The organism is Nocardia nepalensis (assembly GCF_048910785.1).
In the GTDB taxonomy this organism is placed as follows: Bacteria; Actinomycetota; Actinomycetes; order Mycobacteriales; family Mycobacteriaceae; genus Nocardia; species Nocardia nepalensis.
This window is the reverse complement of record NZ_JBKBET010000021.1, coordinates 1-15,848: the sequence shown is the minus strand read 5'-3', so window position 1 is coordinate 15,848 and position 15,848 is coordinate 1. Positions and strand designations below refer to the sequence as shown.

At 65.5% G+C, this 15,848-nt stretch carries 15 protein-coding genes; 12 read left to right on the top strand and 3 right to left on the bottom strand.

Going from position 1 to position 15,848, the window contains the following annotated elements:
* Window positions 1-15 precede the first annotated feature (15 nt).
* The 5 genes from ACHQ4I_RS16955 to ACHQ4I_RS16935 are packed head-to-tail and all read left to right on the top strand — an operon-like array spanning window position 16 to window position 6,592.
* Entirely contained in the window at window positions 16-822 is an 807-nt protein-coding gene (locus tag ACHQ4I_RS16955) for a DUF8175 domain-containg protein (RefSeq protein ID WP_420772743.1), read from the top strand.
* Complete coding sequence (locus tag ACHQ4I_RS16950; RefSeq protein WP_420772742.1) at window positions 819-2,282, top strand: hypothetical protein; 1,464 nt, start codon at window positions 819-821, stop codon at window positions 2,280-2,282. The genes ACHQ4I_RS16955 and ACHQ4I_RS16950 overlap by 4 nt, the downstream gene beginning before the upstream one ends.
* Window positions 2,279-3,745, top strand: a complete 1,467-nt coding sequence (locus ACHQ4I_RS16945) for an SCO6880 family protein (protein WP_420772741.1) — start codon at window positions 2,279-2,281, stop codon at window positions 3,743-3,745. The genes ACHQ4I_RS16950 and ACHQ4I_RS16945 overlap by 4 nt, the downstream gene beginning before the upstream one ends.
* Complete coding sequence (locus ACHQ4I_RS16940) at window positions 3,742-5,469, top strand: hypothetical protein (protein WP_420772740.1); 1,728 nt, start codon at window positions 3,742-3,744, stop codon at window positions 5,467-5,469. The genes ACHQ4I_RS16945 and ACHQ4I_RS16940 overlap by 4 nt, the downstream gene beginning before the upstream one ends.
* Before the next feature lie 7 nt (window positions 5,470-5,476).
* Window positions 5,477-6,592 carry a C40 family peptidase gene (locus ACHQ4I_RS16935; protein ID WP_420772739.1) on the top strand — a complete coding sequence of 372 codons (1,116 nt, stop codon included), beginning with the start codon at window positions 5,477-5,479 and terminating at the stop codon, window positions 6,590-6,592.
* Window positions 6,593-6,650: 58 nt separating this feature from the next.
* On the opposite strand, the gene ACHQ4I_RS16930 is transcribed toward ACHQ4I_RS16935, so the two are convergent.
* Complete coding sequence (locus tag ACHQ4I_RS16930; RefSeq protein ID WP_420772738.1) at window positions 6,651-7,550, bottom strand: GNAT family N-acetyltransferase; 900 nt, start codon at window positions 7,548-7,550, stop codon at window positions 6,651-6,653.
* Window positions 7,551-7,883: 333 nt separating this feature from the next.
* On the opposite strand from ACHQ4I_RS16930, the gene ACHQ4I_RS16925 reads away from it, so the two are divergent.
* From ACHQ4I_RS16925 to ACHQ4I_RS16895, 7 genes are all read left to right on the top strand, one after another.
* Entirely contained in the window at window positions 7,884-8,465 is a 582-nt protein-coding gene (locus tag ACHQ4I_RS16925) for a hypothetical protein (protein ID WP_420772737.1), read from the top strand.
* Between the two features lie 253 nt (window positions 8,466-8,718).
* Complete coding sequence (locus ACHQ4I_RS16920; RefSeq protein ID WP_420772736.1) at window positions 8,719-9,600, top strand: hypothetical protein; 882 nt, start codon at window positions 8,719-8,721, stop codon at window positions 9,598-9,600.
* A gap of 71 nt (window positions 9,601-9,671) precedes the next feature.
* A complete protein-coding gene (locus tag ACHQ4I_RS16915; protein WP_420772735.1) occupies window positions 9,672-10,346 on the top strand; it encodes a hypothetical protein in 675 nt (224 codons plus the stop codon).
* Entirely contained in the window at window positions 10,343-10,885 is a 543-nt protein-coding gene (locus ACHQ4I_RS16910; protein ID WP_420772734.1) for a hypothetical protein, read from the top strand. Before ACHQ4I_RS16915 ends, ACHQ4I_RS16910 begins: the two co-directional genes overlap by 4 nt.
* Entirely contained in the window at window positions 10,882-12,027 is a 1,146-nt protein-coding gene (locus tag ACHQ4I_RS16905; protein ID WP_420772733.1) for a hypothetical protein, read from the top strand. Before ACHQ4I_RS16910 ends, ACHQ4I_RS16905 begins: the two co-directional genes overlap by 4 nt.
* Before the next feature lie 55 nt (window positions 12,028-12,082).
* On the top strand, window positions 12,083-13,030 hold the full coding sequence (locus ACHQ4I_RS16900; RefSeq protein WP_420772732.1) for a hypothetical protein: 948 nt from the start codon (window positions 12,083-12,085) through the stop codon (window positions 13,028-13,030).
* Complete coding sequence (locus tag ACHQ4I_RS16895; RefSeq protein ID WP_420772731.1) at window positions 13,027-13,791, top strand: hypothetical protein; 765 nt, start codon at window positions 13,027-13,029, stop codon at window positions 13,789-13,791. The genes ACHQ4I_RS16900 and ACHQ4I_RS16895 overlap by 4 nt, the downstream gene beginning before the upstream one ends.
* Here the strand turns inward: ACHQ4I_RS16895 and istB are convergent.
* Both istB and istA read right to left on the bottom strand, forming a co-directional pair.
* Complete coding sequence (gene istB, locus ACHQ4I_RS16890) at window positions 13,742-14,536, bottom strand: IS21-like element helper ATPase IstB (RefSeq protein ID WP_420771240.1); 795 nt, start codon at window positions 14,534-14,536, stop codon at window positions 13,742-13,744. The two genes, ACHQ4I_RS16895 and istB, sit on opposite strands and share 50 nt — an antisense overlap.
* Window positions 14,536-15,777: an IS21 family transposase gene (gene istA, locus ACHQ4I_RS16885; RefSeq protein WP_420771243.1), complete on the bottom strand. Its 1,242-nt coding sequence runs from the start codon at window positions 15,775-15,777 to the stop codon at window positions 14,536-14,538. The genes istB and istA overlap by 1 nt, the downstream gene beginning before the upstream one ends.
* Window positions 15,778-15,848 lie beyond the last annotated feature (71 nt).

Below are 15,848 nucleotides of genomic sequence, written 5' to 3'. Positions count from 1 at the left end.
GAACGGAAGCGAGTCATGGCATCTCGTCGCTTGCTGATCATCCTGCTCGTCGGCATCGCCGTCGTCGTCGCTGCAGCCTTCGTGTTGGCCGTCACCGGCCCCGACAACACCCCGAACCCACCGCAACCGAGCGGCAGCCCACTCGGACCGACATCGCCGAAACAGGCCGCACCGGCTCCTTCCGGGGCGTCGCGTCCGCCGACGATCGACATGTTCGGCAACCGCCTCGAGGTACCCGACCGTGACGAAGGCATTGCACTGGAACAAGACCCGACGACACGACCAGACCCTGGTCGCCTCGACTATCTGACCGCACCGCCAGCACGGATGCAGTGGCAACGCGGATGGGGCGGTGCAGCACTGCCGTTCTCCGGCAGCGACGGCCCGACCGGAATCACCGCCGGTGTGGCCTTCGGATTCGCCAACACACCCCAAGGCGCCGGACTTGCCGCATACGACGCACTCGCCCGAGCACTGGCCGCCCCCGACGGCGTGTGGCAGCAGGTGGTCACCGAGCGCTTTTTCGGTGGCGGCCGAGCATTGATCGACCGGTTCGCGCGGTCCCGCACAAACACGCCTGACGTGGCTGGCTACGTCGTTGTCCCGGAGGGTTTCCGGATCCTGTCGGGATATCGGCCGGACTTTGCAGTCGTTCAGGTTGCGGTCAAAGCCATTGGAGGGTCGGCGTACTCGACTTGGCCGATGACATGGACCGACGGCGACTGGCGTGTCCGCGTACCCGATGACATCGAAACACTGTGGGCACCAGGTGTTCCCACCGCATCGCTCGCCGATTTCGGGTTCTGGAAGGCGATGCGATGACCGCCGCGACGACCTATATGGGCGCTTCATTGAACAGCGGAAACGTCTGGCGTGCTCAGCCGCAGCTACCGGGGCTGTGCGATATCCCCGGTGGCCCTAAAGAGGCATGTCAGCTCGGGGCACAGGCGGCCAGCGACACGGCGAAATCAGTCTTCGATGACATCGTCGACAAATTGATAGAAAGCTTCGGCGCCGGATTGCGGATGGCGATGACGTGGTGGCTCGATCTGCCCTCACCCCAACTGGCGACGAGTACTGGTGAGCCGGGGCCGCTACTCGGGTCGATCCGCGACTACACCAGCGGCCTGCAAGTGCTGTTGATGACCGCCGGGATCATGTTCGCGGCTGCCCGGCTGGCATTGGCCAAACGCGGCGGCGTCGCAGGCGAAGCGCAGGAATCGTTCATGGTCTTCGGCAAAGCAGTCTTCGCGAGCATGATGTTCGCCGTCGTCATCACCACCGGGACTCGTGCGGGCGACAGGTTCTCGACCTGGGTGGTCAACGACGCTGCTGGTGCCGACGCGGCGGGTGTGGTGTCCCGGTTGGCGGGGTTCGACCTGCGACACAATTCGTTTCTGGGCTCGGGTCTACTGCTGATCCTCGGCATCTTCGGGATCATCAGCATGCTCGCGCAACTGGTCATGCTCGTCGTGCGGCAGGCGTTGCTGATCCTGGTTGTCGCGGCGATCCCCATCGCGGCCGCTGCCGCAGGTACCGGGCCGGGTTCGCAGGCATACAAGAAGATGCTCACCTGGGCGCTGGCGTTCGTGTTGTGGAAACCGGTCGGCGCACTAGTATACGCGATCGCGTTCACCGCAGCCGGAACAAAAAGCGTTGGGCAACAACAGGATTCGCAACTTGTCCTGTTGGGGTTGCTTCTGCTGTTGATGGTGCCGATCGTGCTGCCCGCGCTGATGCGGTTGATCGCGCCAGCGGTGGCGACGCTGGGTGGCGGTGGAGGTGCCGCGGCGGCGTTGGCTGGTGCCGGGCTCGGCGCGGCGATGGCCTCGAGCGGTGGTAGTCGGGGCGGAGCCCGCAAGGTCAGTGAGAACGATTCCGCGCCGGGTGGCGGAGCGCAGCCATCGCCACCCGGTGGTGGTGGCGGCGGACGCCCCATGCCCGGTGGCGGAGCAGGTGGTGTTGGCGGGGGCGGAAGCTCGGGCGGGGGCGGAGCCTCGCCGGGGACGGGTTCGCGTGCCAGTGCCGGTGGTGCGAGCGCGCCCACGAAATCATCGGGTGCGAAGGTGGCCGGAGCGCAGCAAGCCGGCGGCGGCGCGGCAGGTGCAGGTGGTGGCGGTGCGGCGGCGGCCGCGGGTCCGGCTGGTGCGGCGATCTTGGCGGCGCAGGCCGTGAAACAGGCAGCGCAGCAGGGGATTTCGGCGGTCGATTCCGCGGTGAGCGACGCCAGCGGCGGCGGGGTCGATCCGGATGCGCCGGTGCCGGGGGAGGTGCGGCGGTGACGACGCGGATGTACGGGCGGTGGGAACGCCCCCGAAGCGCTGGATTCTTTGGGCTCACCTGGGGTGTTTCGATGTTCGGGCTCGCCCTGGTGATCACCGTGATGGTGGGGTTCATGCTCACCCGCTCACTGGCCTCGGCGGGGCTGTTGATCGCCGGTTCAGCCGTGGTGTTCGTCCCGCTGGTGGTGACCCGCAACGGACGCACCGGGTGGGAACTGATGGTGCTGCGGACCCAGTTCGCGATGGCACGTGCCCGCGGCGAGCTGGTGTATCGGGCCGGGCGGTTCTCGAGGATCCCGGGTACAGCGAGATTGCCTGGGCTGCTGGCAGATTCGCGATTGAGCGAGTACGAGACCTCCGGTGGGAAACGGTTCGCGATGATCCACATCCGCCGCACCGACCACTACACCGTCGTCCTGCGGGTGATCCCACGAGGAAAAGAACTGGTCGACCAAGCCCAAATCGATACCTGGGTCGAGGGCTACGGGCAGTTCCTGGCCACACAGAGCCGGGGCGGGGAAGTAGTCGCCGTGACCGCGGTCCTGGAGAACGTGATCGAGACTCGCCTTCGGCAGCGCCGCGAGATTGCGCGGCTAGTGCGTTCGGACGCACCGGAGTTCGCGAAAGCGGTGATGCGGGAGGCCGCCGATATCGGCGGTGTGGGGGTGCGGATCGAGGCACGCATCGCGCTGACCTACCGTGCGATCGGCAAGGGCCGCATTCGTCGTGACGACGCCGAACAAGCCCGCGAGATCGGGCAACGCCTACAAGGGGTCTTGTCGCATCTGGCTCGCGCCGGGTTGCCCGCGACGCCGTTGCAGGCGTGGGAAGTGATCGGCCTTGTGCGTACCCGCTACGACCTGGCGGCGCAGCGCGACGTCGAATCCGCGGGCGCGGCGATCGCGACCACCCAATCGTGGGACACCGCAGGCCCGGTCGCACACACCGACCGCTGGGACCACTACCTACACGACGGTGGCCGGTCGGTCACCTGGGAAATGGACGTCGCCCCACGCGGCGCGGTCCTCGAGTCCGGGTTGGAAGAGCTGCTGCGTCCTCGCGCGGACGTGCCGCGTAAACGCGTCGCGATCGTATACAGGCTGCACTCGGCCGCCGAGGCCACCAAGTTGGTCGACTCCGATTTCCGTGACGCGCTCGCCGCGGAGCAGACCGAACGCGGAATGGCTTCGGCGTCGGCGTCATTGCGGGTCGGCAACACCAACGCCGCGCGCCAAGAACAAGCCCGCGGTGCGGGCCTGACGAGGTTTGGCGTGCTCATCACGGTCAGCGACCACCTCGACGCGGACCTGCCCGGTATCGAGGCCTCGGTCCAGGGCATGTCGGATGCGTCCCGGCTCGGGGTGCGCCGCTGCTACGGCTCCCAAGCCGCGACGTTCGCCGCCTCGTTGGGGATCGGACTGATCCTGCCCGAGCACACCTCGATCTCCAAGCGCGTGGCATGAGCGCGGTCGAGAACGCCAAGAGCACCGCGAAGCGTCGTCGGGTTCCGAAGACGATGAGGGTGGCAGGAATCCAGGTCCTGACACCGCAAGCGCGCGCCCAGGTCGAAGCGGCTGCGGCGCAGGCGGGGTGGCGCGGAGCACGTGCGCGGTTGGCGATATCGAGCGATGATCACCGCCGGGCCAACGCGGGCCGCCGTGTCGAGGACCTCGACCGTGATGGTGGCTTCCAACGATCGTTGGCCCGGCTGACCGACCGCGGTTACGTCGGTGTTGGCGGTGGACGCGCCTCGGTGGTGCCATCGATGCCGGAATGGCGTTCGACCACCGTGCAGGTCGCCGGGTTGTGGCCATTCGCGATCGGTGCCAGCGCCCCCACGGTCGGCACACCGGTCGGCAGCCACTACATCACCGGCGGGCCGGTCCATTTCGACGTCATGTCGTGGTTTCTGAAGGGCTACATCACCGCGCCGATCGCATTCGTGCTGGCGCTCAACGGTTTCGGGAAATCGTCGTTGATCCGGCGAATGGTGACCGGCGCGGTCGCCGCCGGAGAAACCGTGCTGTGTATGGGTGACACCAAACCCGACTACCGCGACCTGGTGGAACGCCTGGGCGGGCAGGTCATCGACGTCGGCTACGGATATGGACACCTCAATCCCCTCGACGTCGGCGCACTCGGCGCGGTCATCGACCTATTGCCCGACCCGGACCAGCGTCGTCAAGTCGCCGCGCGGGTAGAGGCCGGTCAGGTCAACATCGTCGCCGGGCTGATCGAACTCGTGCGCGGCGCGCGTGTCGCCGACTACGAGGAAACCCTCATCGCGGCCGGATTACGCGAACTCTATAGCGACACTGGCGGATTCACGCCCGAACACCCACCGCTGCTTTCGAACCTGCTGGAAGTGATCTCCGGCGGCGGGGAGCAGTTACGGCACTTCGCCGAGGAAGACGACGCCGCGAGCTACCGGGCCAACACGAAAACGTTGCGCCGCTCGCTGCGGGCGCTGGTCGAAGGCCCGGTCGGATCGATTTTCGATGGCCACACCAGCACAGCCTTGGACCTCGACAGCCCCGCGATCTGCGTGGATGTCTCCCGGATCCCCGAAGGCGACACCAAGCTACTGGCCGCGGTGCTGATGGTGTGCTGGTCACAAGGTTTCGGCGCAGTCGCCGCCGCTCACGCCCTCGCTGATGCCGGGTTGGCCCGTAAACGCACCTACGAGGTCGTCATGGACGAAATCTGGCGTGTCCTCGGAGTTGGGGAATTCATGGTCGACCGCGTCGACGCCCTGACCCGGCTCAACAGGCCATTGGGTGCGGGATTGATCCTGTGCAGCCACACCATCAAAGACCTCACCGCCTTCGATTCGGTTGCCGCGCAGGCCAAAGCGCTCGGCTTCTTCGAACGAGCACGCGCGAAAATCATCGGCCCGGTCGGGCCGGAGGAGATCAACCGCATCCGGTCCGCGGTCGGCATCACCGAAACCGAGAAACTCTTGGTCACCTCCTGGGCGGCACCACGGCCACCCAGCGACGACGGCCTCGACAGCACTGTCCGCGAAACCCCACCGGGCACGGGCTGCTTCTTACTGAAAACCGGTGAATCGGGAGAACCGGGCATCCCGTTCCGGATGGTGTTCACCCCCACCGAGCGTGAAAAGGGAGTGCACAACACCAACCGTCGCTTCGACGACCTCGGAACCATCACAAAGGAGGCGGGATAGGTGAACCGTGGATACCTCGAAAACCCTGGTAGCGACGGTGTTGTCGCTACCGGTCGCCCTGATCTTGATGCTACTGATCTTCGTCGGCTCCGACCCCGGCACATCGTGTGCGGCGACGCTGGCACCCAACACCGCGGGTGGGGTGAGTGGGTCGACGGGGGCGAGGGTGGCCGGGCTGAACGAGGCCCAGTTGCAGCTGGCCCGCACTGGTGTGGCGATCGGCAAACAGCGGCAGATGCCCGAATCGGTGATCCTCGCCGAGTTGGCCGCCGCGGCGACCGAAAGCACGTTCCGGAATCTGGCGAATTCCTCGGTGCCGGAATCACTTCGATACAGCAACGACGGCGTCGGCCACGATCACGACTCGGTCGGCCCGCACCAGATGCGCGTCAGCATCTGGGGATCAGTCGGTATCGCGCAACTGATGAACCCGACCTACCAGATCAACTGGTTCTACGACCAATCCACGAAAGTCGCTGGCGCCGCCCAGATGAGCCCGCAACAGCTGGCCCAAGCGATCGAGCAATCCGCGCCGGCTGCCTACGCCGGGCAACTCGACCTCGCCCGCCAGCTGTATGCGATGTTCGCCGACATCGACCCGGACTCGATGCCCGCCCCGCAGGCAGGGCAGCTGCCGATGGGGTGCGGCGCGGGCGGTTCGGGTGCACCGCTGAGTTCGGCAGGGCCTTTCGGGCAAGCCGTCATCGCTGCGGCGATGCGCTGGATCGGTACTCCGTATGTGTGGGGTGGCGGCGATCAGGACGGGCCGACTGGTGGCGGATTCGACTGCTCGGGGCTGACCTTGTACGCGATCTATCAAGCCTCCGGCGGACAGATCCGGCTACCGCACTACACCCAGGCCCAGCAGGATCATCCCTCGGCGCAGCCGGTGCCGTTCGACAGAAAGGAACCGGGAGATCTGGTGTTCTTCACCGAACCCGGCACCACGGATTCCCATCATGTCGGTATCTATGCGGGCCGCAACGAAAAAGGTCAAGATCTGCTGCTGCACAGCCCGCAGACCGGGCAATCCGTCACTCTCACCCCACTCGCTGTCTGGGGCGGCGAACGCATGGACGTGCGCCGTTACAAGGCTCCGCCCGCTGTAGGTTCTCATGACTGATTGCGTCTTATCAGTCATCTTGCGTCGATCTTGCGTTTACGCAAGATCGGTGAAAATCCTACGGAGAATCTACCCTCCGCACGGGTTCGGTCTTCGCATAAGTGCGGGTGCGAGCATACGGTTGAAATCCCATGCTGCGGTAGAGTTTCTGCGGAATCGGATACGCCTCATCACCTCTCGGCGAGACCACAGCCATGACGGCACCGGCCTCACGCAGAGCCTCCAGTGCGGCCAGGCATACTGCGCGAGAAAGACCCTGGCGGCGGAACATCGGTGCCGTACCAACGGGTTCGATCAGACCTACCCGGTTGCCATCGTCGTACCAGATGTGGCAGTTGGCGACGAACTCACCATTCGGTGCCTCGATGACCCAGTCCAGTTCAGACCGGTAGGGCCACGCGTTCATCAGATTGCGATAGGACTGCTCGGTCACGCGGGTGGAGTCCCACGCATTCCGATGTACGGCAACGCGATTGCCGAGATCCTCCAGTCCCCGCACAGCACGTGCAACGAAACCCCTCGGCAGTTCCGGCGGGGGAAGGTCCAGCAGAGACCGGGCGTGGTAGGTGAAAAAGGCTGGGTCATTCCGGAGTCGGTACCCGTGGCTCACCAGCGCTTGATGCAGGTCCACCTGGTTGTCCAGGACCTTGAGCTCACGTGGAGATCCGTCGGCTACCGCGTCGAACCACGTGAGGACCTCGTCGACCAGTTCGGGGTACGCCGGATCGACTTGCAGCCTCAGATCGTCCGGGAACTCGGCCCAGCCCCACGCCACAACTCGGGTGCCGTCCTCCCACAGCACGATCGGCCAGTCTGCACGGTCAGCGGTGCACATGAATCGGCCCCAAGCCAGATCTCCGATGTGTTGAGCACTGGCAGGTGTCCACGTCCGCTGTGTCAGCTCCTGCATCGCCCGCAGATCCGACCCGCCCACATATCCCCGCATGGCTACGCCCACCGCCCCATCCTTCCACTGCGGACCAAACCCAAGACTGCCTCGACAATTAACGACCCAGCGCCATCTTGTCGAGCGCGCGAAAGTCGACCACCACGAAGGAAGACGCAAATTCCGTGCGAATTCAGCGAGGCAAAAACGTTGAGAAGCACCATGCTCCGCCCAGTTCACCAGGGCCGAGCCGCAAACAAAAACGAGAACCTACAACCACCACCACTGCCGACGAGTTCTCGGTGAACAACGACGCGGGACAACGCCATGGATGACGACAAAGACCAGCGGCCATGCCGCGCAGCAGCTCTGCCTGACAACGAAGGAAGAGACGGGAGTAGTCGGATGACAACACCACAACCGCCCGCCGGTGACAGCGCCGCGGGTCTCGAAGAGCAATCCCTTCAGCGTGGAGAAGGTGTGTCGATGAGCTGGCATGCCGATTTCGTGGTGCTACAGCCGGGCGGCGCGGCCATCTACGGCTCGCGTGAGCGCGATCAGGGGTTGCGGGCGGCTATTGGCGCGCATGTGCCCGACCTGGCCACTCAGGGCATGGGGCGGGTGCGGGCCTGGTTCGCCGACGACTTCACCAGCTCAGACCTGCATCCGAACCCGCTGGCCGACCAGGTGCTCGCGCGGTTGGGCTATGACCACCCGAGCGGGTGGTACGGCCCGGTCGCGGTGACGATGGAAGAAGACGTGACGGGCCATATTGCGCCGCCGGGGTCTGAGGTCCGCGAGACGGTGAACGAAGTGCTCGCAGCGGCGCAGGATACCGAAACCCGCACCGCAACATCGATCGCAGACATCGTCGACGCCGCGCTGATCACCGATCCGGACGTGGAACCAGAATCTGACATCGGCACTGCCCCAACAGAATCCGCGCAACCATCCATCCAGGCGCCCGATGCGGGAGTGGATCTGTGAACCCGCCCAAGGGGCGGGCCCGACAATCCGCCGGATGCGGCGAACTGGCCGATCGATCGGCGGGGTGGGACGCGAAAGCTACAGTCGCCCAGGGATCTATCGAACAAGCCCGGTACGACGTCGACGCGCATCCGCGCCAGAGATCGCGGCACAGCCAGATCGCCGATAGCGCCTCTGGAACATGGCGTCTGCCAGCCAATTCGGGTCCGCGACTATGACTGGCCCAGTATCGGATGGCGGCGCGACTGACGCGGTGCAGCTGGGGATGCTGAAAATAATCCAGAACGTCACCGCCGATCTGGCTCAGCTCGCGGAGGGGCCCAGCGGTGGTGAGCTGCGGATGTGGCGCAACAACTTACGTGGGCTGTCGGTGGCATCACAGCTGGTCGAGGAACAAGCTCACGCGCTCGGGGTGCCCGATACCTGGATCACGCTCGCCAAGAACGCCGGGAATACGGGAACACGTTGGAGCGGCGGTGAGTCGTTGCCTTCGGCCGCGGCGGTGGATCGCGAGCAGTTGTTGGCGGGCCTGCGTGAGCAGGTCGAGGTGCTCTACGACATGATCGCCACTCACATGGTGTGCGTGGATCGTTTCGGTGCTGTCCCCGACGACCTGGCGGACCGATTCCGCGAGCACCTGCGGTTGCAGTGGACCAGGGTCGCGATGGTCGCTATTGCCCTTGATGTGACTGAGACCGAGGTCACGGGATGGTGGTTCACCGACACTGATGCATGGGGATCGGTGCTGGGGTCAACCCGCGAACTGGGGGCATCGCAACTGCTCAAACGGTGGAGAACGCACACGAAGACAGCCGCGTTGAGCGACGCCCACGTGCGTGTTGAAGCGCTGGATATGGCGGGGATCAGCTTCGGCGACGCCGCCACACACCAACTGCCACCGAGCCCCCGTCAGCTGATCGTTGCCGCCGAAAAAGCCTGGCGCAATGGCGCCGCGACCGATGCCACGGGCAGCGCCTCCGGTCCGGGGCGAGACCGCGACACCGGGATCAGTGAAGCCATTGATGCCGCGCTCCTGGGCACCTCGAACTGTACCTGGCAGGGCGAGGACCTCTCCTGGGACACCGCACACGACACAGCGACGCAGGCGTCGCCCATTGCGGACCCGGACCCATGACCGCCGGGGGTGGATACCCCTGCGCCGCAATCGAACCGGACACCTTGAGCCAACGAGAAAGGCAGTCACCAATGACAGTCACACCGACTGTGACCCCCACCGACGCACACACACTCACCCTGATCCCGCGGTCGGTGGTACGGGTCTTGGCGCGTGAGCTGCGCGGTTACACCAGTTACCGACAGCTCGACCGTGCCGCAGTCGAACACCGATTCAACAGTCCGGAACTGTTCGCTGAATTCACTGCCGCGCTGCGAACCAAAGCGGGGATCGATTACACGCGGTTGCGCGAGAACGAACCGGCACGAGAGGAAGCCCACACCAGATTGGCCGAACGCGGGACACGCGGACCACACCTGTTGTTGTGGTCGGCCGCGACGAGCGAGCAGTTCACGCTGTGTCGCGCCGACGGGGGAGTGATCTGGCGGCAACGCTTCGACGCCCTCACACCACCCACGGTGATCGAATCCGAAGCAGACGCGATCGAATCCGCTGCGCGCCAGGCGATTTGGCAAGCCCGCCACGACTGGGGCGCCCCGGTCGCGACACTGCACCTGATCCTGGCGCGCAGCCGTATCGATCTCTTCGAGAACCTGCGGCAGGCGGCGTTCACCGCCGGACTCGTGCTGGACCTGATCACCGACCCGGACCACAACCCCGCCCATGAACAGTCCACCGGCACCAGCCCCGTGGACTGGCGTCACATCGATCTGGGCACCCTGATCCAGCACCGGATCCCGACATGAGCGCCATGCGACTCTGCGCGCTGGTCGTGGCAGCGGCAACGAGCACCCTGCTGGGTGCCGGATGCGCCCACGAACCAGCCATCGACACCGAGACAGCGTGCACCGCAACCACATTCGCCGCGCCCTACACCACGGTCGATCCGTGCTCGGGCGCGGCTGTGCTGAGCGCCACCATCTCGGCGGTTTTCACCTATCGGCCCGAGATCCAGGTCGATCAACGCGTCGCGTTCCACAGCGCGAAACCGTTGCTGGAACCGGAGTTCGCCGCCGTCGCCGAATCGGCGGCGACGGTGCTCACGCCGATCACGGCGGCGCGCTGGCAGCAATGGCGCACCCAGCTAGTGACCGTGACGGCCACCGCGCGAACCACCCGTGATGACCATCCGCCCGACACCGCGACCTCGATGAGTCGCGTCCTCGCGGTCGATCTGCACGCCAGTGACGCCAGCCCCGCGATGGGGTTCGCGGTCTACGCGCACGCCACCCGCTCGGGCCTGTCGAGTCCGTGGCTGGTCTCGGCCGTGGAGGTGATCGGATGAGTGGGGATCCCGTCGAAGAGGGCGGTCAAGCGGTTCGGCAGGGGTTCATCCAGGCGTTCCAGACCGGCGCGATGGTCGGCAACGCCATGCAACGCCGCGGCGCCGAGTCCCGCTCGGTGGACGAGCATCTGCAGCGAATGGAGGACGCCGGCGCGCGTGAGTTGCGCGACCGGCAACTGCACTGGGCGAAAATACAGGGCTACGCCGACCGCCACACACAAGGACAGCGGCTGTTCGAACTCGACGAACAAGCCAAGCTCAACGATCAGACCCGCAAACAAGCCGTGCACCAGCGTCAACTGGACGGCTACGACGACCGTGCGCGATGGGGCGAAGCCTTGAACGAGGCCGAAATCGAGGTCAAGAGTGAGCACATCCGGCGTGGCGACGCCGACCTGGCACGCCGCGACAGCGAGAGCGCGGCCGAGCAGACACGCAAAGGCGAGATCCACCAGCTGCAAATAGACGGGTACCGGGACCGGTCGAAATACGCGAAGGACTTGTACGACCTGGACGTGAAGTACAAGAGGCTGCTGATCGACATCCGCCGCCGCGCTGCTGGTTTCAGCGAGACATTGTCCACCACGAGCGGCGACGACGTCGCCGCAGCGATGCACGCCGCGGCCGGGTTCGCCGCCACCCATCACACCGCGGATCTGTCCGAGGAGCACAGCGCGCACGCTGCCGCGTATGCCGAGCGGTTCACCGACGACACCGGCCTGGATCCGCAGGTCTACACCGACGTTGAAGCCGAAATCGTTGACGTCGACCCGCACACCGGGCAGCCGGGGGCGACGTTGGTTCCCTACGACACCAGCATCGATGATGCCGTGGCCTACATCGACGTCGAGACCGTGGACATCGATGAGATCCAGGTCGAGACCCGCACCCGGTATGCGGAGCCGATGCTGGATGCGGTCGCCGGGCTGACCGAGGAACTGACCGCCGGTGTCTACGCCGAACACTTCCTCGGCGGTGTGGTCGACCCCGACGACGGGGCTGGTCTCGATGTCGGGATCGGCATCGGCACCGCGATCGGGGACGCCGGACTGACCGGCGAAGTCGGTATCGGGATCGACGCCGACCTGGGACCAGAGCCGACAGGGTTGGTGCTCGGTGTGGACGTGGGGCTCGAGCGATGAGCGCCGCATGGTCGAGGAGTTGCCGCTATCTCGCAGATCGGGGTGGGTGGTCGTGATGGCAGAACCAGCCCGGGCGCTTCCCGTCGTCCAGCAAGGGTTGCTGAGCGCGATCCAGAACCTGAGTGTCGATATCCGCAACACCGCTGATCGCGGCCGATTCGGTTGGGACCGTCTGGATCTGGGCCTGGCGCAGGGATGGCAGCACCAGCTGGCGCATCTCACCGAGGCCCGCGAGATCGTGGCTGGTGAAGCCTCTGCGGTCGGGGTGCCGCCGCAGCTGATCGAGCACGTTCGCGAGCGCGGCACCAACGGTCTCCGGTGGCACCCCGATCAGACGATGCCCACCGCCGAGGTCGTCGACCGCGCGCAACTGCTGGCCGGACTATCAATCCAGGTCGGCCGTCTCGAGGAGATGGCCGCAGTCCACGCCGCCTACACCCACCGATACAGCGACCCCACCGGGGAACCACAGACGTGGTTCCAACTGAGCATGAAGGCCCTCCACGAGCACATCGGCGCGCTCGCGCACGCCCTGGAGCTCACCGCGGCCGAACGCGAACACTTGTGGCCTGACGCTGCCCGTATCGGTGCGGCCACCGCACGAGCCCACGTCCTCGATGACGAGGCATTGACCGAGCAATGGCGCAGCCGGGCGAGCCTGTCGAATCTGATCGCCGAATCCCTGCCGATCGATGTCCTGCAGGCAGCGGGTATCACCAGCACCGACACCGCAGCGGCAGGGCAGCTGCCACCGGGCCCGCAAGAGCTGATCGCGCTCGCCGAGACCACACTCGACACCACGACCACCGCAGGCCCTAGCCGGGCCGCTGATGCGGCCGTCACGCAGGCAGGCGATGGCACCGTGATCGAGGCGGCGATCGAGAACGCGGGCCTGGGCACCGACACGCTCACTGAGGAGCCGGGCGAGGCGAGCGATGCGCCGCCGGAGCCGGCGTCGGTGACGGGTGAGCACGGCATCGACCTGAGTGGGTGGTCGTTGTGAGTGACCGACCGTGGTCGAGTTCGGTTGCGAGCCTGGCGATCCCAGCGGTTCGGGTGCGGATGCTGCAAGCGATCCAGAACTACACCGTGGAGATCAAGAACGCCGAGGACCGCACCCGCCACGGCGCGAACCGGTTGGATCCGGCCATCGCGGCGGCGTGGCGCAAGCAGTTGTGGCATCTGACTCGGTCGCGGCAGTTGATGCGTGAACAGGCCTCGGCGATCGGGATACCCCCACACGCGATCGATCACGTCCAGGCCCGCGGCGCCAACGGGCTGCGATGGCGCAGCAACCAGGTGATCCCCGAAGCCACCGCGCCCGACCGCGCGCACCTGCTCGCTCGGTTGGCGTGGCAGATGGGCCAGCTCGAGGATATGGCTGCGGTCCGAGCCGCCTACACCCACGGTGCCGCCGACCCCGACCAACAGTCGTTCTTCGACGCGCGAATGACCGTGCTGCGCAACCACATAGGTGCCCTTGCTCACGCCCTCGAGATCACCAGCAGCGAACGCGACCAGCTGTGGTCCAGTGACCATACGAGCCTGCAACAGCGCGTTCGAGCGCGGATGCGCGGCTATGACACTGACGACTCCCTGACAACGCGATGGCTGGAGTACGCCTCACTGCCGCAGTTGCTCGACGACTGTCAACTCCGGTTGAATCGTGACCCGGTCGTTCCGGTTGAATCCGGACCCACCCCTGCTGGTTTGGTTAGTCGTTGGTCTTGGCCGCTGGGACGCGGCCGAGGTCTCGGTCTTTGAGTCGGTAGCTGTCTCCCTTCATTGAGATGACTTCGGCGTGGTGGACGAGGCGGTCGATCATTGCGGCGGCGACGACGTCGTCGCCGAAGACCTCGCCCCAGCGGCCGAAGGGTTTGTTGCTGGTGACGATCAGCGAAGCTCGTTCGTAACGGGACGAGACGAGCTGGAAGAACAGGTTCGCGGCCTCGGATTCGAACGGGATATAGCCCACTTCGTCAACGATGATCAGCGGAATCCGGCCGAGCTTGATCAGCTCTGCCTGCAGTTTTCCGGCGTGATGAGACTCGGCCAGCCGGGAGACCCACTCGGCAGCGGTGGCGAACGCGACGCGGTGACCTGCTTGGCAGGCGCGGATCCCGAGCCCGATCGACAGATGCGTTTTGCCGGTGCCAGGTGGACCGAGGAAGACGACATTCTCCTTGGCGGTAATGAAATCCAAGGTCCCGAGGTGGGTGATGGTGTCGCGTTTGAGCGAACGCTGATGGTCGAAATCGAACTCCTCCAACGATTTTCGCGACGGAAATCGAGCACTGCGGATGCGTCCTTCACCGCCGTGGGATTCGCGGGCGGAAACTTCTCGTTGCAGGCAGGCGGCCAGGAACTCTTCGTGGCTCCAGTTTTCCGAGCGGGCGCGTTCGGCCAGTCGCTCAACCGCGCTGCCGAGTGTCGGTGCCTTGAGTGCTCTTGCGAGATAAGCGATTTCGGAGGTTACGTTGCGTGAACCATTGGCGGTCTTGGTGGCCATCAGGCGATTTCCTCGCTGCTGCTCGCCTCGTCGAGGTCGAACATGCGGTCATAGTCGGACAGGTTTCGATGCTCGACATCGGTGTCGATCGCGGGAACCGCGACCAGGCGCCGGGATCGGCGCAGATCTGCGGCTGCGGCCGCATGATCGGGATCGGTGATGGATTGGTGATCGGCCCAACACCGTTGATGGCGAGCAAGTTCGGCGCCGGCCAGGGTGATCACCACCTCGGTCAGGTCGGCGCGGACTTCCACTCGCCGGCCGATCGCGACCGGATGAACGGAGTAGTCGTTGGAGTCCAACCGGACGTAATGATCGCGAGGCAGCCTGGTCGTGAGCCTCCATCCGACCACCGGATCCACCGGCGGCAGCTCGAGCATCGAGCGCCGGTCGGCATCCCAGCGATCAACCGGGCGACACTCCAACCGCCGATGGTGACGGTGGTTGGCCTTGACCAACCATTCACCCAGCTGGGTGTTGAAATCAGCCGGGCTGGTGAACACACGGCCGGGCAGGAACGAGGTCTCCAGATATCCGTTCGCTCGCTCGACCAGCCCCTTGGCCTCCGGATCGCCTGGCCGGCACTGAATCACCTTGATGCCCAACGTTCCCCGGAACGCGTTCATCGTCTCGGTCAGCTGCGGTTTGCCGCCGCGCCATTGCCCGACCGCGGACTCGTTGTCCCAGACCAGAGCTCGCGGAACACGCCCCCAATCCGAGATCAACGCCCAATGCCCGGCCAGCAGATCAGGGCTTTGCCGGGTCGGGATCATCGTCGCCGCCATGACCCGCGAATAGCCGCTGACCATCACCAACACCGGCGGACGACCGACATGGCCGAACCCCAACGGAACATCGACCGGCGGAAACCACAAATCGCACTGAGCAAGCTCGCCGGGCTGATACTCAGTGCGCGAGGCCGGGTCCACCGGCTTGAACAACGGCCGCAGCTGCTGCACTCGCTCGAAGAACACCGTCTTGCCGCGTTGCCAGCCAACACGTTCCATGATCACCGTCGTCGGCATATCCGGGAACTCGGCGAGCACCGCCCGAATCTGCGGCTCGAACTCATCGACCGCCGACCCCTTCGGCTTGCGCTGATACCGCGGCGGCTCATGGGAACCGAGCGCCTTCTTCACCGTGTTCTTCGAAACCTTCATCCGACGAGCGATCGCGCGAATCGCCATCCCCTCAGCGCGATGCAACCGTCGGATCTCCGCCCAGTCCTCCACGTTCAGCACCTCATGATCGTTCACAGGGTGGGTCAGCATTCACCCGGAATCAGAGGGTCAGTCTTCAGGCGGAAGCGACA

Bases quoted from the DNA above. Each gene is read 5' to 3' on its own strand.
- ACHQ4I_RS16950 (WP_420772742.1), top strand. From the start codon at position 819: ATGACCGCCGCGACGACCTATATGGGCGCTTCATTGAACAGCGGAAAC.
- ACHQ4I_RS16955 (WP_420772743.1), top strand. From the start codon at position 16: ATGGCATCTCGTCGCTTGCTGATCATCCTGCTCGTCGGCATCGCCGTC.
- istB (WP_420771240.1), bottom strand. From the start codon at position 14,536: ATGGCCACCAAGACCGCCAATGGTTCACGCAACGTAACCTCCGAAATC.
- ACHQ4I_RS16910 (WP_420772734.1), top strand. From the start codon at position 10,343: ATGAGCGCCATGCGACTCTGCGCGCTGGTCGTGGCAGCGGCAACGAGC.
- ACHQ4I_RS16900 (WP_420772732.1), top strand. From the start codon at position 12,083: ATGGCAGAACCAGCCCGGGCGCTTCCCGTCGTCCAGCAAGGGTTGCTG.
- ACHQ4I_RS16940 (WP_420772740.1), top strand. From the start codon at position 3,742: ATGAGCGCGGTCGAGAACGCCAAGAGCACCGCGAAGCGTCGTCGGGTT.
- ACHQ4I_RS16905 (WP_420772733.1), top strand. From the start codon at position 10,882: ATGAGTGGGGATCCCGTCGAAGAGGGCGGTCAAGCGGTTCGGCAGGGG.
- ACHQ4I_RS16915 (WP_420772735.1), top strand. From the start codon at position 9,672: ATGACAGTCACACCGACTGTGACCCCCACCGACGCACACACACTCACC.
- ACHQ4I_RS16925 (WP_420772737.1), top strand. From the start codon at position 7,884: ATGACAACACCACAACCGCCCGCCGGTGACAGCGCCGCGGGTCTCGAA.